Annotated in this window: 18 protein-coding genes and 1 pseudogene; 15 read left to right on the plus strand and 4 right to left on the minus strand. The window is 67.4% G+C overall.

The window, feature by feature from the left end; all coding sequences use genetic code 11:
• Nucleotides 1-10: 10 nt before the first annotated feature.
• Both AB0959_RS30695 and AB0959_RS30700 read right to left on the minus strand, forming a co-directional pair.
• On the minus strand, nucleotides 11-1,639 hold the full coding sequence (locus AB0959_RS30695) for a caspase family protein (protein WP_366829899.1): 1,629 nt from the start codon (nucleotides 1,637-1,639) through the stop codon (nucleotides 11-13).
• A gap of 780 nt (nucleotides 1,640-2,419) precedes the next feature.
• Nucleotides 2,420-3,223 carry a hypothetical protein gene (locus AB0959_RS30700; protein WP_366829900.1) on the minus strand — a complete coding sequence of 268 codons (804 nt, stop codon included), beginning with the start codon at nucleotides 3,221-3,223 and terminating at the stop codon, nucleotides 2,420-2,422.
• A gap of 317 nt (nucleotides 3,224-3,540) precedes the next feature.
• Between AB0959_RS30700 and AB0959_RS30705 the strand changes: the two genes are divergently transcribed.
• A complete protein-coding gene (locus AB0959_RS30705; protein ID WP_366829901.1) occupies nucleotides 3,541-4,038 on the plus strand; it encodes a lamin tail domain-containing protein in 498 nt (165 codons plus the stop codon).
• A 143-nt stretch (nucleotides 4,039-4,181) separates the two neighbouring features.
• Here AB0959_RS30705 and AB0959_RS30710 read toward each other — a convergent pair whose 3' ends face one another.
• The gene (locus AB0959_RS30710) at nucleotides 4,182-4,580 is read right to left on the minus strand and encodes a peptidase inhibitor family I36 protein (RefSeq protein ID WP_366829902.1); all 399 of its coding nucleotides are present in this window, start codon (nucleotides 4,578-4,580) and stop codon (nucleotides 4,182-4,184) included.
• Nucleotides 4,581-4,848: 268 nt separating this feature from the next.
• Here AB0959_RS30710 and AB0959_RS30715 point away from each other — a divergent pair, with 268 nt between their 5' ends.
• From AB0959_RS30715 to AB0959_RS30730, 4 genes are all read left to right on the plus strand, one after another.
• On the plus strand, nucleotides 4,849-5,520 hold the full coding sequence (locus AB0959_RS30715) for an HNH endonuclease family protein (protein ID WP_366829903.1): 672 nt from the start codon (nucleotides 4,849-4,851) through the stop codon (nucleotides 5,518-5,520).
• 161 nt (nucleotides 5,521-5,681) lie between these two features.
• Nucleotides 5,682-6,275 carry an isochorismatase family protein gene (locus AB0959_RS30720; protein WP_366829904.1) on the plus strand — a complete coding sequence of 198 codons (594 nt, stop codon included), beginning with the start codon at nucleotides 5,682-5,684 and terminating at the stop codon, nucleotides 6,273-6,275.
• Between the two features lie 117 nt (nucleotides 6,276-6,392).
• Nucleotides 6,393-6,518 (plus strand): hypothetical protein, encoded by a 126-nt coding sequence (locus tag AB0959_RS30725; RefSeq protein ID WP_366829905.1) that lies wholly within the window; start codon nucleotides 6,393-6,395, stop codon nucleotides 6,516-6,518.
• A gap of 133 nt (nucleotides 6,519-6,651) precedes the next feature.
• Nucleotides 6,652-7,602, plus strand: a complete 951-nt coding sequence (locus tag AB0959_RS30730; protein ID WP_366829906.1) for a hypothetical protein — start codon at nucleotides 6,652-6,654, stop codon at nucleotides 7,600-7,602.
• A 388-nt stretch (nucleotides 7,603-7,990) separates the two neighbouring features.
• Here AB0959_RS30730 and AB0959_RS30735 read toward each other — a convergent pair whose 3' ends face one another.
• On the minus strand, nucleotides 7,991-8,431 hold the full coding sequence (locus AB0959_RS30735) for a hypothetical protein (RefSeq protein WP_366829907.1): 441 nt from the start codon (nucleotides 8,429-8,431) through the stop codon (nucleotides 7,991-7,993).
• A 107-nt stretch (nucleotides 8,432-8,538) separates the two neighbouring features.
• Here AB0959_RS30735 and AB0959_RS30740 point away from each other — a divergent pair, with 107 nt between their 5' ends.
• The 10 genes and pseudogenes from AB0959_RS30740 to AB0959_RS30785 all read left to right on the plus strand — a co-directional run bounded on the left by AB0959_RS30740 (nucleotide 8,539) and on the right by AB0959_RS30785 (nucleotide 24,690).
• On the plus strand, nucleotides 8,539-9,075 hold the full coding sequence (locus AB0959_RS30740; protein WP_366829908.1) for a hypothetical protein: 537 nt from the start codon (nucleotides 8,539-8,541) through the stop codon (nucleotides 9,073-9,075).
• Nucleotides 9,076-9,144: 69 nt separating this feature from the next.
• Nucleotides 9,145-9,222 (plus strand): annotated as a pseudogene (locus AB0959_RS30745) (DUF6207 family protein); the annotation flags it as partial.
• A gap of 686 nt (nucleotides 9,223-9,908) precedes the next feature.
• Nucleotides 9,909-11,411, plus strand: a complete 1,503-nt coding sequence (locus AB0959_RS30750) for a DUF2397 family protein (RefSeq protein ID WP_366829909.1) — start codon at nucleotides 9,909-9,911, stop codon at nucleotides 11,409-11,411.
• Nucleotides 11,408-12,760 carry a DUF2398 family protein gene (locus tag AB0959_RS30755; protein ID WP_366829910.1) on the plus strand — a complete coding sequence of 451 codons (1,353 nt, stop codon included), beginning with the start codon at nucleotides 11,408-11,410 and terminating at the stop codon, nucleotides 12,758-12,760. Before AB0959_RS30750 ends, AB0959_RS30755 begins: the two co-directional genes overlap by 4 nt.
• Nucleotides 12,757-17,760 carry an SbcC/MukB-like Walker B domain-containing protein gene (locus AB0959_RS30760; protein WP_366829911.1) on the plus strand — a complete coding sequence of 1,668 codons (5,004 nt, stop codon included), beginning with the start codon at nucleotides 12,757-12,759 and terminating at the stop codon, nucleotides 17,758-17,760. The genes AB0959_RS30755 and AB0959_RS30760 overlap by 4 nt, the downstream gene beginning before the upstream one ends.
• A complete protein-coding gene (locus AB0959_RS30765) occupies nucleotides 17,757-19,025 on the plus strand; it encodes a DUF2399 domain-containing protein (RefSeq protein ID WP_366829912.1) in 1,269 nt (422 codons plus the stop codon). The genes AB0959_RS30760 and AB0959_RS30765 overlap by 4 nt, the downstream gene beginning before the upstream one ends.
• A gap of 349 nt (nucleotides 19,026-19,374) precedes the next feature.
• Nucleotides 19,375-20,481, plus strand: coding sequence for a nucleoid-associated protein (locus tag AB0959_RS30770; RefSeq protein ID WP_366829913.1), 1,107 nt, complete (start codon nucleotides 19,375-19,377; stop codon nucleotides 20,479-20,481).
• Nucleotides 20,478-21,467 carry a hypothetical protein gene (locus tag AB0959_RS30775; protein WP_366829914.1) on the plus strand — a complete coding sequence of 330 codons (990 nt, stop codon included), beginning with the start codon at nucleotides 20,478-20,480 and terminating at the stop codon, nucleotides 21,465-21,467. The genes AB0959_RS30770 and AB0959_RS30775 overlap by 4 nt, the downstream gene beginning before the upstream one ends.
• Nucleotides 21,464-22,093, plus strand: coding sequence for a hypothetical protein (locus AB0959_RS30780; protein WP_366829915.1), 630 nt, complete (start codon nucleotides 21,464-21,466; stop codon nucleotides 22,091-22,093). The genes AB0959_RS30775 and AB0959_RS30780 overlap by 4 nt, the downstream gene beginning before the upstream one ends.
• A gap of 107 nt (nucleotides 22,094-22,200) precedes the next feature.
• Nucleotides 22,201-24,690 carry a Helicase associated domain protein gene (locus AB0959_RS30785; protein WP_366829916.1) on the plus strand — a complete coding sequence of 830 codons (2,490 nt, stop codon included), beginning with the start codon at nucleotides 22,201-22,203 and terminating at the stop codon, nucleotides 24,688-24,690.
• Nucleotides 24,691-24,700: the final 10 nt, after the last annotated feature.

Genomic DNA, 24,700 nt, shown 5'->3' on the forward strand with positions numbered 1-24,700 from the left:
CGCCACCTCCCTACCTCTTAAGTAGGTCCTGGAGACGAGGTAGATCAGCCTCGGAGAAGAGCGTCCAGTGGGAAGCTTGCGGAGTGGGCACGTCCGGCGCTTCGCCGCCGGTGAGCGGACCGAGCAGTGCCCATCCGCGCGAAAGTAGCGGCATAAAGGGAACTACAGGACGGCCCCAATCCTTCGCAAGGAGCATGACATCGTAGAACGCATTTTCTGCTGCCTGGTTGTCCTGCGTTAGCAAGCGGCCGACCAAGTCTCGTCGGCCTAGGTCCGCCAAGCCGTAGGCGAGATAGATCGCCAGAGACGGGTCAGCTTCGCCGTGCTGTTCGAAGAGACGAACCAACCCCTCAGGAGAGTCGCCCTCCCACCAGGACAAGCCATAGCGCGAAGCCGCAGCGATCTGTGCGCGACGCTCCATGTAGTGCTTGTCGAGCTCTTCTCTGTGCCCCCACGTGCCCTCACTCAAAGGTGCGTAGGAGACGTCGACCAGCTGGTCTTCTTCAAAGACCATCGTCCCCACGCGGCCCCACAGCGCGGGAATGACGGCGCACTGGCCGGACGTGAGGTGCAGCAACACATTGGCGGCGCGTCGTTCGTCACTGACATGCACCTGAACGGTATCCGACCCCATCTGCTCTGCTTCAGTGCCATCCGTGTAGACCGCCTGGATGGAGTTGCCGTCCACCTGTACTGCGGAGGGTGCCTTGATTTTTCCGGGGCCTGACGGAGGAACCGTGAGACGCTCGGCTGCAATGCTGGCCGCATCGAGCGCCGGATCCTCTGGCGGCGTGACCTCTCGCCCCGCCTCAGCTTCGTCACTCGTGACGCTTGGCACTGCTCCAACCGCTGCCGGGAGCCGCGACAACCAGGCGTTCTCAGATCCGCCGGAAGTAACCCGCCCCTCCGGGCGTTGGTTGACGGACATGTGCGCTCCCAGCTCGATGATCCGCCGGCTCACGTACCCGGGGAGGTGTTCCTTCAGCGGGTAGGGGCGGACGAGATGGAACGCCCTGCTGTTCTGCTGAACCCGTTCGAGCAGCTCAGAGTAGTCGCCACCCAGCGCCTTGGCGAGAACCTCTGTGTAAACAGCTCGGTACAGCCTGCTGGCTTCGTGGCGGTCGGCGATCTCGTAGGCTGCTTCCCCAGGTCTACACGCATAGAAGAGGTCTACCCAGGCGGTCTGCGAGGTCCCATTGCGGAAGAGTGACTGACCGATGAGGCCGGTGGTCTTGCCCTCCGGTGCCGTTCGACAGGCGTCGGAGATGAGGACCACATGCGGCACCCCGGTGTCCCATGCGTAGACGGTGCTAAGAGAGACGTTGATCGCCTCGTTGGGTTCGTCAGGAGCCTCCGACAACAACCAGTACTCGTTCTTGTTGAGGTTCACACCGTGTCCGCAAAAGTACACAATGAGTTGTTCCAGGGAGAGGTGACTCACAAACGACTGCACTGCCTTGCGGACAGTCGCAGCGTCGACTGCACCGCCACCGATGTCAGTGACAACCTCGATCCGGTTAACAGGAATCTGTTGGGACTTAGCCCATGACTCCATATCGCGGAGCCCTCGATCGACAGCCTCCAGTGTGGGGAAACCAGCGGCCTCACGTACCCCAATGAGAACAACGGCACGATCCATAACCAGTTCTCCCTCCGCCCTTTGACCGTAACGCAGATCACGGTCAGGCTCCTGGGGGCAGGGGGTGAGGCTCAGATTGCATAGCGCAGCTATGTAGAGGGGGTGGCGCGTGGGGCCGCTACTGGTCTTGGAATCGCGTTGTCGTTGAGGACTGACGGTCCCGGATGTGTGCGGTATGCCGGGTCGAGCGGCGGGCCTTCCATAAGTGGTTGCGGATGGAGACTCGGATGCTGCGGAATCGGCGAGCAGCGCTCCCGCGGCCGGGCAGACAAGGCGGGAGAGCTGCCCCGATCCGACTCTGCTCGGGGGCGGCCGGAGCAGTGCCCCGTCAGCTTGCGCAACCCTGGCCGGCTCGGGCACGTGCGGGCAGGTCACGCCCTGCTGATAGTTCCCCGGCACGTCTGTGCCCACAGCGGCCCAGAAGGCTCGGGAGTCTTGGAAGTGGCTGTCCAGGGCGTGTCACCCGGACAGTCTCTCGCCGAGTGAATCTTGAGCCGTGCTTCGTGCACCACACCTGTTGCGCACGCTATGGTCGTCCCGACCGCTTCTGAGCTGCGCGAACTCGAACCGCACGCTCGCGGCGCCCCGGAGAAACGTCGGGGACTCGGACTGCTCCGGTGAGGACGTCGAACGCGACTGGGTGGCGCGGACGGGATGCTGGAGCCGGGTGCGACGCGTACTGCTCACCTACGACCAGGTCCTCAAGGAGTACGAGCCCCCCGCGACCGAGGGAAAACGCCGCGACCCGAGATGGCCGGCCTTCGCCCGTCACCAGCGTCCTCAGCCACGTGGGAAAACATAGGCAATGATTCCGACGATCGTGCCGATCACCCCGGCGATCCCGCCCAACACGCTGGTGACGAAGAGCATGACTTCTCGCTGGCTGCCGCCCGTCACACGGTGGTTCGCACTCCTTCGAGCAACGAAGCCCTGCAGGCCCTTTGCCTCGTTCAGCAAGATCGTTCGCGTCAGGTATTTGTCGACTTGGTATGCGGCGATTCCCATCATGAAGGCAGATGCACCGACCCACCCGCCGACCCCGGACGGGGAATAGACCAGGCTCCAAAAGGCGACGATGATGCACAGCAGCTCAAGACGGTCGAGCCACTTGGTCAGTCTGCGGCCGAGGAAGCGCGCTTCGGCGAACGTGGCGGCGATGCGATTCGCGGCACCCAACTGCCAGGACTTACTGCCTCCACTCAGGAGAGCCTTGGCGAACGGCTGTCTGCCGAAGGGGCGCCAAGTGCGCGTGGTCTTCCCGATCTCGATGATGATTCGTGGGTCTTCAGCGACCGGTGAGCGACGTTCGATCACCACACCTGCGACCACTTGAATGCCCTGCGTGTCGGTCCTGAAGGCATCGAGGTCAGTCCACCTACGTGCCTCCGTCGTCCTCCACCGCACTCCGTTCTGGTCGGTCGTCTCAGAAGCTTCCTGGCGGGATATGGCCAACTGGCCATGCGGGACTTCCTCCTCCAGGACCTTGACCAGTTCTTCAACGTTCTGCCAGGAGAACCAGCAGCCACGTCGCCTGAGACTCATCCCCCACTCGACCATGGCGGGAAGATAGCGGTTGCTGATCATCTCGGGAAGATGGCGCCCGGACAGACACACCGTCACGCGATCGAGCCTTCCCCCTACGAACAGCAAGAAGGCACCCTGACCGCCAGCGTTAGGGAACTGAAAGAACAGCGGAAAGCCGGCTGACACGCGGCCGCGGCCGCCCCCCGGGGAGGGTGAGCGCGGCCACTTTGTCGATCGCCCTGTCCGGACCAGGCCGGCGCGCGGCCCTCAGACGCATCGCTCAGATGGGTGACGGCTCCCTTGCTGTGCAACTGTCGCAGGCTGTTGCCAGTCCTCCACATGCAGCACCGTTCATTCCACTGTGGAGGAGCATCACCTTGCGTAAGGGTTCCACCCTGGCCGCAGCCGTCACCGCGGGCGCCGTGGCCGCCCTGGTTCCCGCCGTCTCGGCTCAGGCCGCCGAGTACAGCTCGGCGCTCAAGGTCCGTGGGGTGCAGTACGACGCACCCGGCCGGGACTCCAACAGCTGCTCCTCCGGCAACACCGACGCCGAATACCTGACGATCAAGAACTACTCGTCCACGGCGACCGTCAACCTCAAGGGCTACGTCGTCAAGGACGCCACCGGCAACCGCTTCACCTTCACCGCCAACCATTACCTGCAGCCCGGCGACTACATCAAGCTCCGCGGAGGCCACGGCACCGACTCCGACAGGTACAACGTGGTCTACCGCGACAACTGCAACTTCCTGTGGAACAACGACAAGGACACCATCTACCTGTACAAGCCCTCCGGCAGCCGGGCAGACGTGCACTCCTACACCAAGAGCGGATCGGATCCCGACGGCAGCGGCTACATCCGTTACCACAACTGAGCCGGGGGAGCTGTAGCCCTGGTGCCCTGAGCCACCTTGGCCGACGCGGGCTGTCCGCGCCGGCCGTCCGATGGTTCAGACGGTGCGCCACTTGCACGGGGGACACCTGCCAGATCCGTACCGGTGTGCCAGCTGCAGGGTCCTCAGCCGCAGTCGTTGCGGTTGATTTTCAGCGAGCGGGTCTGGTCGTTGAGGTTGTAGCCGCGCAGGTCGTGGATGGAGCCGCCGCTGGAGGTGACGCACACCCAGCGGCCGCTGTAGTTGCGCTTTTCGTACACGCGGGCGGTGCGGTCGGAGTTGTTGCGGATCGAGCTGCCGCGGTCACGGATCGCGGACGGTAGGTCCTTCACGCTGCCGTCCACGGCACGCCGCACCCACGGCTGACCGCCGAAGTTGATCTCGGGGTAGATGCACACGTAGCCGGAAGGGCAGTCGATCGCGGCTTGCATCCGGCTGGGCGTGCTGGAAGCGGAGGCCGGAACAGCCACGGGACAGAGGGCCAGGGCGGCGACCGCCGCGGCACGCATCACGTTTTTGATCACGCACTACACATACTGGCGCCGCGGGCTGGATCGGCAGGTTGCCCCGCCAGTTCACTCCACCGGAGGAACGGAGCTGTGGATCGAGTGACGCGTCACGGCGGCGCAGACCTCACCACCCTTTGCTGTAGCAGGCGGACCGCGGTGACGACCGCGTATCGGGTTGTGGTGGCCAGGCGTTTCGTTTCGCCAGTACGACTGATGCGCACGGCCGGGTGATTCTGCGGCTGCTCACCCCTACAGCGGGGCTGGTGGCGGTTATCAAGGTGGGGTGATCAGAACCGTTGCGCGCGCCTTCGCGGCTGTCGCTCTCGCTGTCCTGCCCACCTTCAACGCCGTGCCCGTCGCTCAGGCCGCCAGCCTCGTGGCGCCTTCCTACACCCTGCCGCTGACCAATGCGGTGAACACGCTCGTCGTCGCCGCGGAGGACCGCGCGGGCTACGACCGTGAGCAGTCCTTCGGCGGTTGGATCGACGCCGACCGGGATGGCTGCAACACGAGGGCCGAGGTGCTCCTGGCCGAAGCCATCGAGCCGCCGACGAGGACCGGACGCTGCACCCTCACCGGAGGCCTCTGGTACTCCTGGTACGACAACACCGATGTCACCAAGACCGACATCGACCACGCGGTGCCGCTCGCTGAGGCCTTCGACTCCGGCGCCTCGCAGTGGACCAAGCAGCGCCGCGTCGAGTACGCCAACTACCTGGGCGATGACCGTCATCTGGTGGCGGTCAGTCAGCGTTCCAACCGGCAGAAGTCGGACCAGGACGTGACCACCTGGATCGTGCCCGACAACCCCTCCCAGCGCTGCCGGTACCTGTCCGACCAGGTCGCCATCAAGCTCGCCTGGGAGCTGACCGTGGACCCGGCTGAGCAGGCGGCCATGCGCCGGATCGCCGCGGAGTGCCCCGACACCGACGTCACCGTCAACCCCGTCCCCTGACCAAGGTGGTGCGCGGGGCCCGCGCCCGCATTGCGAGGGCCCCATGGGGCCGACTCGTTGGGAGGGTCGGGCGGGGCAGTTGGCCCAGCGCTGGCGACGGCCATCTGGGTTGTGTGGACATCTTTTTTGCGGGCTGCATCACGTGACAGAGAGGACGAGCCGTGCGGCGTGGACTGATCGTGGTGGATGTGCAGAAGGATTTCTGTGAGGGCGGCAGCATCCCGGTGAAGGGCGGCGCGGACCGCGCGGCGGCCATCGCCGACCTGGTGCGGCGTTCGGCGGGTAGCGCGTACGCGCATGTGGTCGCCACGCGCGACCACCACATCGACCCGGGCGGGCACTTCTCCGACCGTCCGGACTTCTCGACCTCGTTCCCGGTCCACTGCGTGGTGGGAAGCGAGGGTGGCGAATTCCACCCCGACTTCGCGCCCGTCACCGCGGACGGGACCGTCGACGAGGTGTTCTACAAGGGCGCCCACTCGGCGTCGAAGAGCGGCTTCGAAGGCTCGACCGAGGGCGGAGTCCCGCTCGCCGACTGGCTGCACGACCGCAAGATCGCGGCGGTGGACGTCGTGGGCATCGCCACCGACCACTGCGTGAAGGCCACCGCGCTGGACGGCGTCCGTGCGGGCTTCGCTGTCCGTGTCCTGCTCGGCTACACCGCTGGAGTCGCTGCCGACACCACCCGCGCGGCCGTCGACGAGATGAGGCACGCGGGCGTGCATCTGACCGGCCATCCGGTCGTACTCTCCTGATCGACGAGCACCACACGCCGCCTGGCAGGCCGTGTTCCATCCGCCTGCCAGGCGGGTTCGGTGGATCTGTCACCCAGGTCGGTGCGCCCAGTGTCCTCGAGGACACCGTGCAGGCGGTTGAATTCCGCGCAGGTGCCGCCTGCCAGGCTGGAGGTCAACGAGGTCGAGGGGTGGGGCCAGGTCCCGTGTCCCGACTCACGCCTCGCCCACCAGATCGAGGAACTCGCCGACGCAGCCTCCTGACACCGCGGGCATCGCCGATGCCGCAGCACCTGACGGCCGTCTCGGGGTGGAGAGGGGCGGGCTGCTGAGGACTCCGTGTCAGTGCCGCACGCTAGGCTTCCGGCCCTGATCGTGGATAAGGGGGGGGCGGAAGTTGAACACCGATGCATCCGACAGCGGGAGCACGAACCACCGCGTGGTGTCGGCGGGAGGGTCGGCCTTTCACGTGACGTCAACTGTGTCCCGGTCGAGCTATTTCCTGGCTGCCGCTACGGCGGCTGCAGTTATGGGTGCTGTCGCGGTCATTATGCAGGCCCTCCTTTTTGATGATTCCGACGTACCACCTGCGGAAAGGCGAGAGCGCGCGGCGAGCCAGACGGACCCGCTGGATTCTGCTTGGTTCGCATGGACCTTGGGGGTCCTCGCGCTCGTGACCCTGGTGGGGTTGGTCTCGTGGCTGATCACCCGGCGGCAGTACATGAAGAACCAGAACGAAGGCTTTGCTGCCCAGCTGAAGGCCCAGGAGGAATACCACCAGCAGGCTCTGGAGAAGCTGCGCAAGACGACCGAGCTGGCCACGCTGATGGAGTTGAATCAGGGGCAGATCGGCGAGTATCACCGCATCGTCACTGACCAGGCGGACAAGGCGTTTAAGTCATCCCGTACGGCGATGGGAGTGGGGCTGTTCCTTCTCGTGTGCGCTGCGTTCGGTGGCGTGTACGTGCCCCTGGAAGAGATCCGCTGGTTCATCGCGGCTCTGGCTGCCTTCAGCACACTCCTGTCGGGCTATCTCAGCCGGACGTACATGATCCTCTACCGGGAATCGATCAGCCAGCTCAACCGCTATTTCGACCAACCGGTGCTCAACAGCTACTACCTGACGGCCGAACGGCTCACCCAGAGCCTTGATCGAGAGCACGTAGTGGAGATCAGGCGGCAGATCATCAGTGAAGTGCTGGCGACCAGCTCGCGCCTGGGTGCAAAGAGCGCGGACGCCACGCTGACCGCCAGCAGCGCGAAGCCGAAGAAGAAGCTCAAGAAGCAGGCGGCGAAGAAGCGCGTACCGAAGCAGGCTGCTCCCTCCCAGAACAGTCAGGCGAACTGATCGCCCGCTCTTCCTGAACTGATCGAGTAGCCCCGCCCCAGCTGCAGGGGCGGGGGCTGCGCTGCTACCTGGACCTGCGCCAGCCGATCACCTCGGCCGCGAAGCCGAATCTCTGCCGCGAGTCAGCACAGCTGGCCCCCGGTGATGACCGCATTCCGAGGTTGTCACCGCCATGACCTCCACTACGACATCACCAGCGGCGGGCGTGTAGGAGTCGCTGGCTTTCGTGAACGGTGCCCGGCCTTTGGGTCAGGCGCGGGCCGACGATGGAGGCGAACCCTGCGGTCAGCCGCCGGAACAGCGCCACCCGTCCGTCGAGCACGACGCCGACCTCCGACGGTCCTGAGCGGTCCGCGCGGCAACTTACTCGAGGAGCCCCCGGCCTGGGTCATGGGTAAGCAGCAGAGCACTTCTCTGTGATGGGGTTCGTGCTCATTGCGAGCGCCTCAGTGATCGTCGCACCGCCGTTCACGGCGTCGCCGTTCGTCCTCATGAAGATGTCCATTTCCGGGGAACCCAGATAGTTCGCCGCGAACGTCCGATTGCGTTCGTTCCGCTCGTGAGACTCGTCATCGTCGGTTACCCGCCCCGAGTCGATCCACAGCTTGTCCGCTACCGCAGCGGTGACGACCTTCGTGCACTTCTGGGCGCGGGCCTCACCCACGACTGCGGTCTCGCTCGGGCTTGCTGACGCCTCACTGGGTTCGCCGTCACCGCAAGCGGCTACCCCGAGAAGCAACAGCGGTGCGCACAGCCCGGACAGCAGGCGTCTCCCCATGTCCCCACCCCCCCGCATCAGCGGCCCCCTGACCGCGTCGTCATGCAGCACCGGCTGCAGGGGGCTGGTCCAGCAGGCCCAGCACCCTGCCCCGGCACCTCGCGGCAGTCACGGATCACGCTGTACGTTGATCAGCAAGAGGACTAAGGGGTGGGGGCATGGACATACCGAACGTCATAGGGGACTGGCAGGAGTACCAGTCCGACGATCTCACCGGCCTCCGGGTCCGAGTGCACAGCCTCCAGAAAGCCGTACCGCCGCGCGGCCGGGACGATGACGCCAAAGGCCTGACCTACGTCAGCTTCCAGGTGACGTACGAGAACCGAGGAACCGATCACTACGGCATCGACCTGAGCCAGCACCCGGAGCACGTCGACGTGCGCGTTGGCCGCGACGGCCACGCCGCGTTCGTCGACATCTACGGGTCCGATCGCATCCGCGACTACAACCTCTACCCGCAGCGTCGCGTGACAGCGGTGATCTATGCCGCAGCCCCCGCCGCGAAGCTCAAGCAGATCGACATCCAGATCAGCCCAGAGATCGACGAGGAGTCCACGTTCGGATACCTGTGGGTCGGCGGCCTGGGAGTACATGAGGGCTCAACCCGCTCCAGCGCCCGCGCCTCGACAGCGAAACCGAGCGTTGCCAACGAGGTCGAAGAGTTCCTCAGGGGCACAGCAGCGGGCGATACCTGAGCCCCACCGGCGGCTGACGACGCAACCGGTCCACCTTCCAGCAGTTGCTCGCCCGTCGACCGCTGGCCGACGGCGCCAGGGCAGCACACGACGCAGGAAGCCGCTCAGCCTGGCGTACGGCTGCGCTGTTGCCTGGACCTGCGCTAGCAGCTCGCCGCGGCCGCCGTGGTCCGCCCCGACCATGGAGCCGACCACGGTCCGGCCCTGACTCAGGACAGGGCGCCGCTGTCGTCGAACAGCGGCACCAACCGCCCTTGGCCAACGAACGAAATCGCTGCTGGGGGTTGAAGGCTGGCCGGGGTAGGGCTGGTTGCTGGCGCTGACGTGTTGTCCCGGTCTCGCCGAGGACGCTCTTCTTGAATTAGAACTGGAGTTCATATCTTCATGAGTGATTGAATTTTTGGCTTGTTTGGTCACTCTTCTGGGTCTCTGAAATCCGTGTCTGGCGGGCCTGGTTCTTCCCGGAGTAAAGGATCTTTCCCCTTGCTCTGGCTTTGCCGGGCAGTGCAATTTCCCAGGTCATCGCGGTGATGCTGTGGCGTGGGTGAAGCATTGCCGCGTCCCGTGCATCTCTCAGCACTCCTGCTGGCCGTGACGGAAAGAACGTATTGCATTGAGACAGGTGACGGCGCTTCAGTGGGCTCTGTGCGTGCCACGTTTCGGTGTCGTTGTCAGTGGCGGTGGATAGCGTCAAATGGGTCGCTATCTGAGCTCTCGTGGACGGATATGCGCCGGGAGTTCGCTGTTGGGAGACGTCAGCGAGGGGGATCGGTTTGTCGAGGCCGCGGATGTGGTGGCAAGAGGTTGTACCGGGGGACTGGTACGTGTTCGGGATGCCCGAAGACCTGGTGCGCGAGCGCTATATCGCGCTGCTGGCCGCCTTGGAGGAGCTGTCTACCCGAGGGCCGATGTCGACGCTGCCCGACATCGCCACGCAGGTAAAGACCGTCGGCTACCACGACCCGCTGCCTGAGCCCGAGTTGCGTAACTTGCTGGACCAGCTGGCCAAGTGGGGCTTTGCCGAGCCGTTTCGTGACTACGCGGCCCCGGTGCGCAGCTTCCAGGGCTTGGTCGTGCGGCAGGAAGCGTGGGCGCTGACTCGCCGGGGGCGCGGGGTGGTTGCTGCGGTGCGCGCAGCAGTGGTGGATGTGGTGCGCGCCCTGCAGCTCCCCAGCCGTCTGCTCGATGGCGTGGGGCGCACACTGCGTGACACCCTCGAGCACCTGGACGATGACCACGGGCTGCTGCCAGGTGATCTCGAGGACGTCCGCACCCGCATCGATGAACTGCAGCGGGTCACCGCCGACTTTTATGCTGCGCTGGCCAAGATGGTGCAGTCCGACGTCACCGACAACGAGGTCTTCGGAGAGAACCGGGACCGGGTCGTCGAGGCGCTGCGCCAGTTCCCCCGCGAGTACGGCCGGGGCCTGCCGCGGGTGGAGACAGCTTTGGCCGAGCTGCGTGAGGCGGGCTTCTCGCGGGTGGTTGAGGCGGCGTCCGAGCATGCCGGGCTGGTGGATGCCGCTGATCAGCAGCACTGGATCGACGAGCGGGTCCGCCGCCTGGCCGACCTGGAGGCCTGGTTCAAGCCGGACGGCACGGTCCACCGGCTGATCAGCTCGGCCAGCGGCGCGGTCCACACGCTGCTGGTTGCCATCGACCGCCGCTACATGGCCCGCCGACGCGGCAGCGACCTGGGCGTCGACTTCAGGGCTCTGGCCTACAGCCTGCACCGCCAGCCGGACGACACCGAAGCGCGCCGGGTGTACGCGGCGGCGTTCGGGGACTGGCCTGCCTGGCACGCCGTCATCCGCGCCGGTGAGGAGGATGTCGCCCACGGCACGGCCGCCCAGGCGGGCACCAGCCGTCACCACGTCGAGGTGACCTTGCGGGAACACGAACGGCACGGACCCACCACCGGCCGGCCCCGCAAGGTGCCCGACACCACCGCCAGCCGGGCTGCCGCCCAGGCCGAAGCGCAGACCGCCGCGAGACGCCGCCGCCACCTGACCGGGCTGCTGGCCACCGACGGTGAAGTTGGCCTCGAGCACTTCGCCGGCCTGCCGTGGGATGCGGCCATCGTCCTGCTCAACGCCGTCGAGGTCGCACTGAGCCAGTACGACCCCAAGACCGGCTGCGGGCGGGCCGAGGTCGACGACGCAGGATTGCAGGTGACGGTACGGCCCGGGCGGCCGCAGACGACCGTCACGGTCGCTCTCGCCGAAGGCCGCTTGTCCGGACCCGCCCTGAGAGTCTCTGTCACCCCTCTGAGCCAGAGCCCCGCCCTGCACAACCCGCCCGCAGTCCGGGCCGAGCAGACCTGGAGCGTGGCATGAACGAGGCCCTTCTGCTCGCCGCCGACCTGCGCGAGAGCGCTCGCCGGCTCATTGCAACCGGCCGCCTGCGCGCGGAGAGCGATCCCGAGGAGTACCGCACGGCCGTCAAAGACCACCAGGCACTGTCGGAGTTCTTCCGCACCGAACTGAACTGGACCCTGGAAGTCCACGAGGTCGCAGGACTCATCCGCCTCCACAAGCGTCGCAGCGACGTCCCCGCCGACCGCGGGCCACTGCTGTCCCGCGAGCGGCGTCCGCTGGCGTCCGCCACCGTGATGATCCTGGTCTGTCTGACGTGCGAGCAGCTGTGGCGCCGCCCGCGCATGAGCCTGCGGGAACTCCTACAGGCCATCGCCCAGGTCTGCGCCGCCGAGGCCCCCGAGGGACGGCTGCCTCGCTTTCCCGTCGTGGCCTCGCAGGAGGTGAGCAAGAAGGAGGCCCGCGAGCACCGGCAGAGCCTGGCCGACGCCCTCAAACTCCTCGTCGCCGAGGGCACCATCACCGTCGACGCTGACCTGGACCGCGCCCTGGCCGACGACGACGGCGATCTCGTCGTCACAGCCTCCCGCGACCGCCTCGCCGCCAAGTTCTCCTCGCTGTCACCCACCCTGCTGGAACTGAACGACCTGCCGCCCGAACAGCACGCCTCAGCGCTCTCGGCCGAGTCCCTCATGGACCACACCCTCGACGGGAAGGATGCGCCGCCCACGCTGGAACAGCGGCGCCTGAAGGTCATCCGCCGCCTGGTCGACGACCCCGCCACCGACCCGCTCGACGACGACACCGACACCACCGCCTACCTGCACACCCTGACCGGACGCGAACGCGCCCTCAACGTCACCGCCGCCCTGGGCCTTGCCACCACCGTGCGCCGCGACTGGTGGCAGACCACCGATCCCACCGGCCAGGCCAGCGGCATCGACTTCCCCAACGGCCGCCGCATGGAACGCCAGGCAGCCCTCGCTCTGCTGGCCACCCTCCCGGGCCGCGACGATCCCACCGCAGAGCTGACGCTCACCGAAATCACCGACCTGTTCACCCGCGTGCGGGACAACCAGCCCCGCTGGGCCGCCTCCTACGACCGCATGCCCGCGCTGGCCCGCGCCGCAGCCGCCGAACTGGCCAGCGTAGGGCTGCTCACTCCCGACCCTGAGACGCCCGACCAGTGGCAGCCCACCCCCGGCGTGCATCTGTGGCGCGTCCGCGTCCATCAGAACGCGCCGGCCGCGACACGCCCCGCCGCATCGCCTGCGCCTGATACCGCGCCCCGGTTCGAGCAGCAGGCCCTGGCAGAACCCGCAGCCGGACCGGACCGCTCACCTGATGCCCGTCAAGGAGACGAAGGATGAGTATCACTGAGCACCCCGCCCAGCATCTGGGCCCGAACGCCATCGGCGAACTGGCGCTGGGCGTGCCCGGCGCAGACGGCCGCTGGCAGCCCACCCGTGCCGGTATTGTCAACTCGTGGGCCTGGGCCAATGAACAACTCTGGTTCTCCGACGGCTGGCTCGCCCTGGTCGGCCCCAACGGATCCGGCAAGTCCCTCACCGCCTCCATGCTGATCACTGTCCTGCTGGACGCCGACACCTCCCAGACCGCGCTGTCGGTGTCCGGGAAGGCTGCGGGAACCCTCACCAGCCGGCACACCGACTGGAACGACCGGGAAGACCGCACCGGCATCTGGTGGCTCGAGTACGGGCAGCGCGAGGCGGCCGGCGGGCACACCGCATTCCTGACCACCGGACTGTGGCTGAGGGCCACCGGAGGACACCTGCACCGGGCATTCTTCATCGCACCCGGGCGGGTGGGCAGCGAGCTCACCCTCGAAAAAGACCGCGATCCTGTGCGCCTGGAGGCTCTTGCCGGGCAGCTGGCCGACTGCCACGGCGAACTGTTCGCCGATTCCAAGGCCCTGCGCGGCTCGCTCACCCAGCTCACCCTCCAAGACGAGCGCTCCTACCGCCAGGCCATCCGCACCCGCCTGTTCGCCCCGCTCAATGAGGTCCAGTTCGAGGCACTGCTCGCCGTCCTGCGCAGCCTGCGCAGTCTGCGCACCGCCGAAGCTATTTCCCCCACGCGGATGCGACAGGTTCTCACTGACGCCCTGCCTGCTCTCGACACCGAAAACCTCACCCTGATCGCCGAGGCGATGGAGCGCATCGCCGAGCTCGAAAGCAAACTGCAGCGCACCCGCCAGGAAGCCAAACTGCTGGAGGGCACCAACCGCAACTACCACCGCTATCTCCACACCGTCGCCCAGGTCGAAGCCGCAGCCCTGACCGCGGCCAACACCGACTTCGACAACCAGGCCCGCCGTACCAAGAAAGCCACTGACGAACTCGACGCCGCAGAGAAGGCCTACGAGGACGCCGGACAGCAATTGGCGCACACTCAGACCGAGATCTCCGAGCTCAAGGGCCGCCTGGCCGCAGACGAACTGCTGCTGCGCGACCATGCCGGAGCTGAATTGCCGCACAAGGAGGAACGCGCCCGCGACCTCGCCGCCGGAGCCGAAGCCGCCGCCGGCCGGGCCCAGACAGCGAGCACCGACGCCGACGAAGCCGCCCGGAAAGCCGACCACAGTTCCAGCGCCGCCCAGGCCGCGCAGCAGCACCTGGCAGGACTCGCGGATGACCTGCGCGCCAGCGTCAGCGACCTGGGGGCCGAAGCCGCCTTTGAAAATCTTCTCGCCGCATCCGCAGCCCTGACCGCGGCCCGCTCCGCCACCGATACGACCCTCGACACCCAGTGGCTGTGCAGCCACCCCCTGTCCTGGACGGAAGACCGCATCCGCCAGATCCAGACCGTCGACCGCGCCCTGAGCAAGCACCAGCACACCCAGGCCACCGAGAGCGATACGGCAGCCGAACGACGCAGCGCCGAGAACCAGGAAGACACCCGCCGCGACGCGGCCCGCGAGGCCACCGCCCGCCGCCGCCAGGCCGAAGAGGAACTGGCTGCCCGCCTTAAGGCCTGGCATGAAGACGCCCCCCAACTCGGCCCCGTGGAAGCCGAGCTGATCGGCCTCGGCGAGGACAACGCCGACCGTACCGACACCAGCCGGCTGACCTCCTGGCTGGCCTCCGCAGCTGCCACCGCCCGGGCACGGATCGACCTGCCCGGCCATCAACTGACCGCGACCACCGATGCCGCATACGCCCACGCCGCGGCCCGCCGGGCAGAGGAGGCCCGCGCGAATCACACCACCGCACAGGACGCCACTGCCCAGGCCGCCGCCTCGTATGAAACCGCTCAGCAGCAGGCGGGCGACGAGAGCGAGGCAGACGAACGCCAGCGCACCGACGCCCACCAAACCCACCAGCAGGCCCAGAACAACGCCCAGGCCGAACTCGACGCGGCCGACCGTGCCCTCAGCGATGCCGAATCCGCAGCCGTCCGGGAAACTGCCGACTGGGTCAGCGAAATCCACTCCTGGCACAACCGACTGGTGTACCTGGCCGCCACCGACCTCCCCCTGCCCGACCCCTCACCGCCAGCCGCCCAACTCAAGGCCCTGCAGCCCGCCGACCTCGAAATCACCGTCGCCCGCGCACATGCCCAAGCCACAGTGCATCTGCAGCGCCGCGCGGACACCGCCAGCCAGCAGGTAGAGGCCGCAGCCGAACAAGTAGCCGCCGTCGAGAGCGAACTGGAAGAAAGCCGCCAGGCCGCACCGGTGCCTCCGGCACCCACCTGGCGCACCCGCAGCCCCGAAGACGGCGTCCCCCTGTGGGCTCTGGTCGACTTCGCCCCCGGCCTGCCGCCCCTGGAAGCGGACCGCATCGAGGGCGCCCTCCTCGTGGCCGGGCTCCTCGACGCCCTGATTACCCCCAACGGCCACCTCGTCAGCGGCGACCTCAGCTTCACCCCCGCTGCACCGGCGCCGGGACGCACGCTGGCCGATGTGCTGGTCGTCGAAGCCGATCCCGTCCCAGGCGCTGACCGGGTACGCAACGTCCTCGCCTCCATTCCCGTAGACGCCCAGGGCAGCGATCTGGCCGAAGGCCGACTGGCCCACGGGGTCCTCACCGCCACCGCCCCCGACGGCTACCAGGCGGCCTTCATCGGCCACACCACCCGGGAGAGGGCACGCCAAGAACGCGTAGCCCGCCTCGAACAAGACCTGGCAGCGGCCCGCGACCTCCTCAACGACGCACAGGACGAACTGACCCGCCGCCGCCAGGACATCACGGACGCGGACGCGGAGCGCGACAGCTTCCCGCCGGCCACCCGGCTCCTGACCGCCCGCGACCACGTCGCCCGCCAGCGCCAGGCCGCCGACGCCACCGAACTCCGCACCGCACAACTCCTATCCGACGCCCGCCTAGCCCTGCAGAGCACCCTGGCCGCCCTGGACGCCGCCGCAGCCGCGCGCACCGCCCGGGTGGCGGCCGCCGCACGCGAACACCAGCGCGCGCAGGAGACCGAGACCCAGGCAGCCGCCGCGGCTGCGGACGCGGAGGTCATCTGCACGCAGCAGGCCGCCACCGCTCAGAACAGCAAGCAAGCACACGAGCAGGCCGCCGCCACCCAGAAAGCCGCCGACGCCGAACAGGCCGCCTTCCCCCGCCAGGCAATCGACGTAGTCCAGGCTGCCCAGCAGGCCGAGGACAGCGCCGAACAGGACCTGACCCAGGCCCGCTCGGACGTCCTCAAAGCCACCCACCGTCATCAGGAGGCCAGCAAAGCCGTCAGTGACGCACTGCGCGTCCTCAACCGGGCCGCGGCCTTGCCCGACGGCAGCCTCCTGCCCACCGAGCCACAGCGTCTGGAAACGCACCAGGCAGCCGTCAACCAGCTGACCGGGCACATCCAGGCATGGGACAACGCAGCGCGCCGTGTCACCGACCTCTTCAAACGGGCCGACGACGACCGGCAACAGGCCGACACCCTCCGACAACGCCACACACTCGCCCGGCAGGAAGCCGACAAAGCACTGCTGCACGCCCAGGAGGAAGCCGCCTCCGTCGCCGAGATGCGCGCCCTGTACGGATCCGAGTACGAAGAACTCCTCACACACCGGGACACCACCGCCCAGACGCTGCAGCAAACCGAAAAATACGCCGAAGTCCTGCAAAGCCGACAGCAGACCGCCGGCCAAGCCGCCAGCGCCGCCCGGGCAACCCTGGAAACCATCACCCCACTGCGCCAGGCAGCCGAGGACAAACGCGACGCATGCCTACGCCGACTCGGCCGACTGGTGGACGAACACCTCGCCACCGTCCCCGACGACGTACCCACCGACCCCACCGGCCGCCCCGCCCATCTCACCGCCGGACTCACCTGGGCCAGGCGCCTGCTCGCCGACGCCGCAGGCGGCACCGACCGCCTCACCACCCTGAACCGACTGCGCGACCGCCACCTGACCGCGCTGGAAACCAGCGCCCGCACCGCCAGCACCGCTCTCGCACGCTTCGACCGACAGGTCACCCTCGTCAGCATCGAAGACACCCCCTGGCGACGCACCGTCGTCGCCGACCCCGCCGCCGTGCGCGGCGAAGACGTCCACACAACCCTCCAAGCTCTCAACGCCACCGCCGCACAACTCGAGGACGACCTGCGCGCCGACGTCAAACAGACCCTCAAAACCAGCCTGTTCACCCGCCTGCAGCGCGACATCCAACTGCGCCGGGAAGCCGCCTGGGACCTCGTCGGCAAGATCAGTACCACCCTCGACGGCGTCCGCACCGGCGTTGCCGATGTCGGAGTCCAGGTCGAATGGGGCGTCCGCGACGACCCCGACGCCCAACGCATGGTGCACCTCATCGAGCAGCCACCATCCGACGACACCTTCGAGCAGATGTACGACGTGCTGCGCCAGCGCATGAACGAAAAAGCCGGCGAACCGTGGCCCGACCGCGTCGCCCACACCTTCGACTACCGGGCCTGGCACGACTGGAAGATCTCCGTCACCCACGCCTCCTTCGAAGCCGCCGGCAAGAAGAAATTCCGCGAAGTCACCGCCCGTTCCAACCCGTTGGAAGCCCTCTCCACCGGCGAACGGCGCCTGGCAACCATGCTGCCGCTGCTCGCGGCCGCCTGGTCGATGTACTCCACTGCCGACTACCAAGGGCCCCGTCTGCTGTCCATCGACGAACTCGACGCCGCATTCGACGACCCCAACCTGCGCCAAGTCCTCGCCCTGCTGCGCTCCTGGGACTTTGACGTCCTGGCCACCGCACCCTTTATGACTCCCTTGATCAAGAAGGAGACACAGCGCGCCATGATCCATCAGGTCGTCACCAGCGGCCGCCACCGTGTCACCGTGCCCTGGCTGTGGCAGGGCCACGGCGAACCCCAGCCCCTGACCCTTGACCTGACGAGCCCCCAGCTGCAGGAAGCCCCGTGACGGCCGATCTCACCCTCATTGCCGACGACCCCGACCTCGCACCGCTGTGGCGGGCCATCCACGACCGCCTCAGCGCCGGCAACGACCCGGCCGACATCGCCACCGTCACTGTGCCCGACCTCCCACCAGGCGGAGCGGCTGCTCTGCGCTCCTGGCTCGACACCCCCGCCCAGCGCCGCCGCGGCCGTACCCGCGTACCGCGCACACCCGGGGGAACCAAAGTCCCCCTGCGAGAACTCCTCGTGGTCCTCGCCCTGGCCCCGGACCAGCTGCAATCTCTGGTCGAGCGAGCCGTGGACCGCCCGGTCGTCAACCGCAAGAACAGTCGACTCCAGTCCGCCCAACTGCGCCTGGAACTTTGGGAGCACGCCGCCACCCAGCTCTCACACCTGCCGCTCCTACTGGCCCGGCTCAAATCCGCCGGGATCGAGGACGAGGCGGTCACCCAGACGCGTCGCCTCATCGACGCCCTGGCGTCCCTGACGCGCGAACTGCCGCATCAACGGCCACGCACCTTGGCCAAACTCGCCCACGACCACGCCGGCGACCCGCACTACTTCGATCTCGGGACCCTGCCCGGACAACGCCTCATCTCCGCAGTGGCCGAACTGGCCAGGCGGCCCGAACCCACCCGCCCTGACCACATCCGCGCCCTGCTCGCCGACCACGGCATCATCGCCGACCGGCTCTCCGCCACCGTCCTGCTCCATCAGGTCCGCGCCCTGGGCGACGGGCCCATCGACCGCCGCCTCAACGAGGCCACCACACCCGTCGCCCTCAACCTCCTCGACCTCACCCGCAACCCACCCCGGCTGGCGCCACAGCCACTGACCGTCGTCGAGAACCCCTCCGTCATCGAGGCCGCGATGGAGTGCGGCAGCCCCCAGCCCATGGCCTGCACCAGCGGCCAACTCCGCGCTGTCGACCATGCTCTGCTCCAACTGGCAGTCGATCAGGGTGTTCCCCTCCACTACGCGGGAGATCTGGATGCCGCTGGCCTGCACATCGCCGCCACAGTGCAGCAGACCTACGGGGCAAAACTCGTCGCCATGGACACCGCCCTCGTTAGCGCAGCAGGCGACCTGCCATCTGCCATCCCTCTCGGCCCTCTGCCGAGCACTTGTGATCCCGCGCTGGCCGCCCAACTGCAGGCGACAGGACACGTTCTCTACCAGGAACACGACGCCGTACTCACGCGCCTCCTTGACCCGGCGCCCTCAGAACGGGGAGCCTTGCAGGCCGTCCCCCGACAGGCGGGGGAGTGATTCCGGTGCGCTGATCACGGAGAGCGCCGGCCTTCGTGGCACGTGGTGCTGCCGGGACATCTGCGACGCGGCCACAGCAGCCGGGGCGGACGCGCATATTTGGCGCAAGGTTCATCTATTTTCAGTCAATCTGATGACTAGTCGCATATCCGCCTGGCGAAACGCTCTCCCGGCCGTGCACGCACCGTTACGATGACCGCATTGGCCTGACACAGGGTCAGCGGCCCAGTGTCGGGAAGGCGTTCACGCCGCGAGGAACAACACACATGCCCGTCGGCTCCGACGTGGCGCGGACATGCGGTTGATGCTCAGTCACTGGGCTTCTGCGCAAGGATTCACGGGGTGGGTCATGTCGGGCGAATTTGCTCAACTCGTCGTGGACGAGGCCATCTTTCACCTGGTCCCGCAACGCAAGCGGTCGGATCCAGTACCAGCGGAGCTCAAGCTCAGCGAAGCGGTGTGCCAGCTCGGCGAGGACGTGCGAGGCAAGATCCAGGCCAACTTCCGTGGCGTGCTCACCAAGCACGGACGCCCCGTCGTAGAAGAGCTTGAAGTCAAAAGATCGACCGTGCCGGACCGCATCTACGAATACCTCGCCCAACAGCGAGACCTGGTAGACGTTTCCATCGACCTTGCCGAACTGCTCTTCGAGAGTCAAAAGGGGAGAAGCCCCGCCGGGCTTCTCCTCGTAGCTGCAGCCCGTCTTGGCGGCAAGCGGGCGCTGCTCATCGTCAAATTGGAGCAAGAGGGCGGGCTTCGGGCCGAGGACGTGCTTGTCGAGGGCAAGCGCACTTTCGACATGAGCTACTTCGCCGACCTGCTGATGACGGAACACAACAAGATCTACAAGGCCGCTCTGTTCTGCGTCGACGGCGTCCCCGAGGACGGCCCCATCGAGGGGTGGGCGGCTGACAAGCAACTGGCTGGCAAGATGGCACAGTTCTGGCTGCAGGCATTCCTCGGCTGCAGGCAGAAAGAGGACCCCAAGCGCCTCACCCAGAAGTTTCACGAGGCAGCAGTCGACTGGGTCGACAAAAGGGTCGACGACCCCGAGAAGAGCGTCGACTATCTGATGGCTGTCCTGGTCGAGCTGCGCTCCAACACCGTGACTTTGGATCCGACCGCCTTCGCCGCTGATCACCTCGACCTCTATGACCAGGACAGTTTCCTCGCCTACCTGGCCAGTAAGGACGTTCCAACGACCATCTTCGACAAGGACATCGCGCGGGTGGCTCCGCGCCTCAGCGAGCTGCAGATCGGCTTCGCAAGCGGGATTTCCATCGTCGCGCCCGTCAAACGAGTGCGTGAGGACATCAAGATCGACGAACACTCCGACGGCACGTCCACTGTCACCGTCAAGGGCAAGATCACGTCCACACGCAGCCACTACAGCGCCCGCAAAGACGACGCCCCGCACACAGACGGCCAAACGCCCGGGGCGGACTCCACCGCGTGAGCGTGGTCAACGACGCCTTCCACCGGTACCAGGCGGAACTCCCCAACATCCGGAAGGCGGCACAGCTCACCGCGGCCCTTCTGCGACGCAAGACCGCTCGCGCCCACATCACCTGCGAGGTGACCGCCCGGGCCAAGGAGCTCGGCAGCTTCGTCACCAAGGCCTATCACAAGGAATACGCTGACCCCTGGACTGAGATCACGGACAAGGCAGGCGTCCGCATCACCGTCCAGCACAAGGGCTTCCTCAGCGACGCCCTTGAGGTAGTCAAGAACAACCTGACACTGGTCGAGGATCCCCAGGACTACCGCGAACAGGAAGACGTCGAGGGCCAGTACACGCTGCAGTACCCTCGCCTGCACGTCCAAGTCCTTGCTGCCTGCGACCTCAGGGACGGCGACGGCCGGCCCTACGAGTGCGAGATCCAAATCCGCACCGAAGCAACCGACTTGTGGGCCCGCATGTCCCACCGGCTGCTCTACAAAACAGGCACCACTGACGTACCCCGCGATGTCAGTAGGTCGCTGTACCGTTTGATCGCCCTGGTCGAACTGTACGACCTCGAGGTCGAACGGGGGGTAGACGTCTTGGCGCAGCACCCCGACTTCACCCGCACCAACCGACTCCTGGCCGAAGCAGAGTTCCTGTACCGCACGTTCACCGAGCACGATTACCGACGCGACCTGTCCGAAGACATTGTCGACGTCCTGATCGAGACCGTCGAGCACGAGCCCGACTACCCCAACAAGTTAGCCCAGTTTGCCGAAGAGTACCGTCAGCAGCTCGAAGAGGCATATCGCGAGTACGGCCCCACCAGCGAACTTTTCTTAACCCACGGCCGCTACATACTGGCCAGCCAACCGGAAAGCCTGATCATCTTCGAGCGCCTCACCTCCGCCAAGATGCTGCTACGAGGCGTCTGGGACGACGAATTGCCCAAGACCATGCTCAGCGACATGGCAGAGATCTGGAGCGTCTACCTGTGACCCGACCGCCGCAGCCCGAACCCTCCGCTGTCGTGGCCGCCAACGCCATGTTCGTCGAAGTCCTCGTCGTCGGCATCGGCTTCCTCACAGGCCTGGGCATCCTCGCCGCCGCCATCGCCGGCCCCGACAACAGCCGCCAGCTCGCCCCTGCAGCAGCAACCCCCCTCGCCGCCGGCGCAGCCCTCGCGTTCGCCTACGCCCTCGGCATCCTGATCGACCGAGCCGCCGACACCGCCCTCGCCCCGGTACGCCGCCGCCTGCGCACCCAGTCCTTTCCGACCACCGCCGCCTACGCCCAAGCCCGTCTCAAGCTCGCCGAAATCCCTGCGTTAGCCGCCCGCGCCGACTACGCGCGCTCCCGCCTGAGGATCTGCCGCGGCTGGACCCTCAACAGCATCCTGCTCACCCTCGCGACTGATCTCGCCCTATGGCGGTACCCCGTCGAGCACCGGCCCCTGCTCCTTGCCACCGCAACCATCATGGGGACTTTGGCCGCTGTCGGCTTCTACCTTGCCTGGCACGCCATCACCTCCACGGGATACCGCAAACTGGCCGCGCAGACCGCCCTCACTGGCGTGCAGGCCATCCCAGCCCAGCCACCGGCCCCCGCTCCGAACACTCCCTGACCACGCGCCGGTAGTGCGGTCGGCCCGTGAGGGTGGGGGGGGGACTGACAGAATCGCTGTGATACCGCCTGCCCGCTGGCCTGCCGCGCATCGCACGGAGACCGTTCATGGAATCGCCTTCGCCCCTGGCGCCTGGTCATCAGACGCCCATCGCCCAAAAACTGCACGACCTGGGGCTGGACGTACTGTCGCGCCGCAGGCGGCACAAGCCTCTGCCCCTGTACGCGGACCAGCAACAGGCCCTTCACAAGATCCTCAGGCATCTCAACCGGCCTGGAACCCGCGGCCTGTACGTGGCAGCGACCGGGACCGGCAAGACACTCGTCGCCAGCCGCGCTGCCGCTCAGCTGGCGCGTCGCCTGCTGTTCGTTGTCCCCACCCTCGACCTGGCCGCGCAGACTGCCCTGGCCCTACGCCATGACGGTCACCGCGAACCCCTTGTCATCGTCTCCTCCATGGACGTGGCCGCCCACGACGCCCTGACCTCCGCACGTATCGCCTCGGTGACCGACTATCCTCTCCTCGCCTCCCTCCTGGCCGCTGTCGGTGACGGGCCCGACGCGCTTCCCGGCCTGACCGTGGTGTCCACCTACGACTCCCTCGACAAGATCGAAAACACCCAGCGCACCCCCTACCTGGTCCCCGCCTTCGACCTCGCGGTCATGGACGAAGCTCACCGGATCGCCGGCAGGGCTGACAAGAAATGGGCAGCCGTCAACGACGCCAAGCGGATCCTGGCCGACCGCCGCCTCTACATGACCGCCACCCCCCGCATCTTCGCTGCGCCGGAGCTGGCCGAGTCCGCCGACCTCGCCCGCCCGCGCCGCCAGCACCGCAGCGAACCCAAGGTCGACACCTTCGCCAACTCCATGGACAACGAGAAGGTGTACGGAAAGAAGGTCTTCGAGTACCCGCTCGCCCAAGCCGTGGAGGACGGCCGGGCCGCGGACTACCGCATCGTGGTGCCCACCCTCACCGACGCCGACCTGCGACAACGACTGAACCTGCCCGCCCCCGGCACCACCAGCCCCGCCCCCGGTGAGGAGGCGGACAGCGCGCTGCGCACCACCGCCCTGCACCTGGCCGTGCTGCGCGCGATGACCGAGCACGGACTGAACAAGGCGCTGGTCTACTTCAACCTCGTCTCCGACGCGCGCCGCTTCGCCCGCGAACTGCCCCACACCCTGCGCCTGCTCCGCCAGACGGACCCCGACCTGTGCCCCGACCGGCCCCCGGAGCTGTTCTTCGCCCACGGCGAGCACACCCCCGCCCAGCGCGCCGACGTCTTCGCCGCCTTCCGCGCCGCCGAATGCGCGATCCTGGCCAACTCGCGTCTGATCGCCGAGGGCGTCGACATCCCCAGCGTCGACGCGATCGTCTTCGCCGACCCCACCCGCAGCGTCATCCGCTGCGTCCAGGCCCTGGGCCGGGCCCTACGCCTGGACGTGAGCGGCAAGACCGCGAGCCTCATCGTCCCCGTCTACGTCCCGCCGGGCGCCGACGGGGAGAACATCCTCGGCACCGCCTACGAACCGGTGTGGGCGATCGCTACCGCACTGGCCAGCCACGACCACCGCATCCTGGAGCGCCTGCCCGACAAGGCCAACCGCCTCCCACGCGAGACCAGCGACGTCATCGAACGCCGCTGGCACTTCGACTTCACCGTCCACCCTGAGCGCATCGCCCGCGCCATGGACCTGGCCTCCTTCGACCCCCGCGACGCCGCCGTCTCCCGCTCCCGCCGCCTCGGGCTCGCCGCCGCCCAGTCCTACCGCGACGAACTCGGCCACCTCGACGTCCCCGCTGACTACACCGACCCCACCGGCTACGCACTGGGCACCTTCATCACCACCATGCGCGACGCCCACTCCGCCGGCCGCCTGGAAGCCGACTGGATCGCCGAACTCGACGTGCTCGGCATGATCTGGGACAAGCACGATGCCGCCTGGCGTGCCCGCCTGGCCGCGGCCGCCGACTACCTGCGCACCCACGGCCACCTCGCCGCCCCCGCCACCACCCCCACTGGCGCCTGGCTCGCCGAACAACGCCACCTCGCGGCCAAGAACAAGCTCGATGCGGCCCGTGCCGACGCCCTGACCGCGCTGGCCCCCGACTGGCGCCTGCCCCACGGGGCGGACTGGCACCGCAAATACCACCTGCTGCGCGCCCACCTCGCCGACGGAGCCGACCCTGCCATGCTGTCCCGCGACACGCTCCTGGCCGGGGTGAAGATCGGCTCCTGGCTGCACCGCCAGCTCACCACCTGGCACGCCCTCCACCCCGGCCAGCAGCAGCTGATGACCTCCCTCGGCCTGACCCCGCAGAGCAACCCGCTCGCCCCTGTCCGTCGCACGCGGCGCACCTTCGAGCAGACCGTCCAGCTCCTGGAGCTCTTCCTCCACCGCGAAGGCCGCGCCCCCGCTGCCCGTGAGGAGATTCGCGTCGACGGCGACACCGTCAAGATCGGCGCCTGGCTCGCCAAGCACCGCACCAAGCACCGTGCCGGCCAGCTCCCCGACGAGCATGTCCGCCTGGTCGCCGCGTTGTTCGACGGCGACTGGACCGATGAGGGCGTCACCCCCGCCGTACTCGCGTAACCGCCGTCCG

Origin of the sequence: Streptomyces sp. NPDC046862 (assembly GCF_040704615.1) — a bacterium.
GTDB lineage: Bacteria > Actinomycetota > Actinomycetes > Streptomycetales > Streptomycetaceae > Streptomyces.

Excerpts from the sequence above, each read along its gene's own strand:
- AB0959_RS30695 (WP_366829899.1), bottom strand. The coding sequence starts at position 1,639 with ATGGATCGTGCCGTTGTTCTCATTGGGGTACGTGAGGCCGCTGGTTTC.
- AB0959_RS30700 (WP_366829900.1), bottom strand. The coding sequence starts at position 3,223 with ATGATCAGCAACCGCTATCTTCCCGCCATGGTCGAGTGGGGGATGAGT.
- AB0959_RS30740 (WP_366829908.1), top strand. The coding sequence starts at position 8,539 with ATGGACATACCGAACGTCATAGGGGACTGGCAGGAGTACCAGTCCGAC.
- AB0959_RS30750 (WP_366829909.1), top strand. The coding sequence starts at position 9,909 with ATGCCCGAAGACCTGGTGCGCGAGCGCTATATCGCGCTGCTGGCCGCC.
- AB0959_RS30755 (WP_366829910.1), top strand. The coding sequence starts at position 11,408 with ATGAACGAGGCCCTTCTGCTCGCCGCCGACCTGCGCGAGAGCGCTCGC.
- AB0959_RS30760 (WP_366829911.1), top strand. The coding sequence starts at position 12,757 with ATGAGTATCACTGAGCACCCCGCCCAGCATCTGGGCCCGAACGCCATC.
- AB0959_RS30770 (WP_366829913.1), top strand. The coding sequence starts at position 19,375 with ATGTCGGGCGAATTTGCTCAACTCGTCGTGGACGAGGCCATCTTTCAC.
- AB0959_RS30785 (WP_366829916.1), top strand. The coding sequence starts at position 22,201 with ATGGAATCGCCTTCGCCCCTGGCGCCTGGTCATCAGACGCCCATCGCC.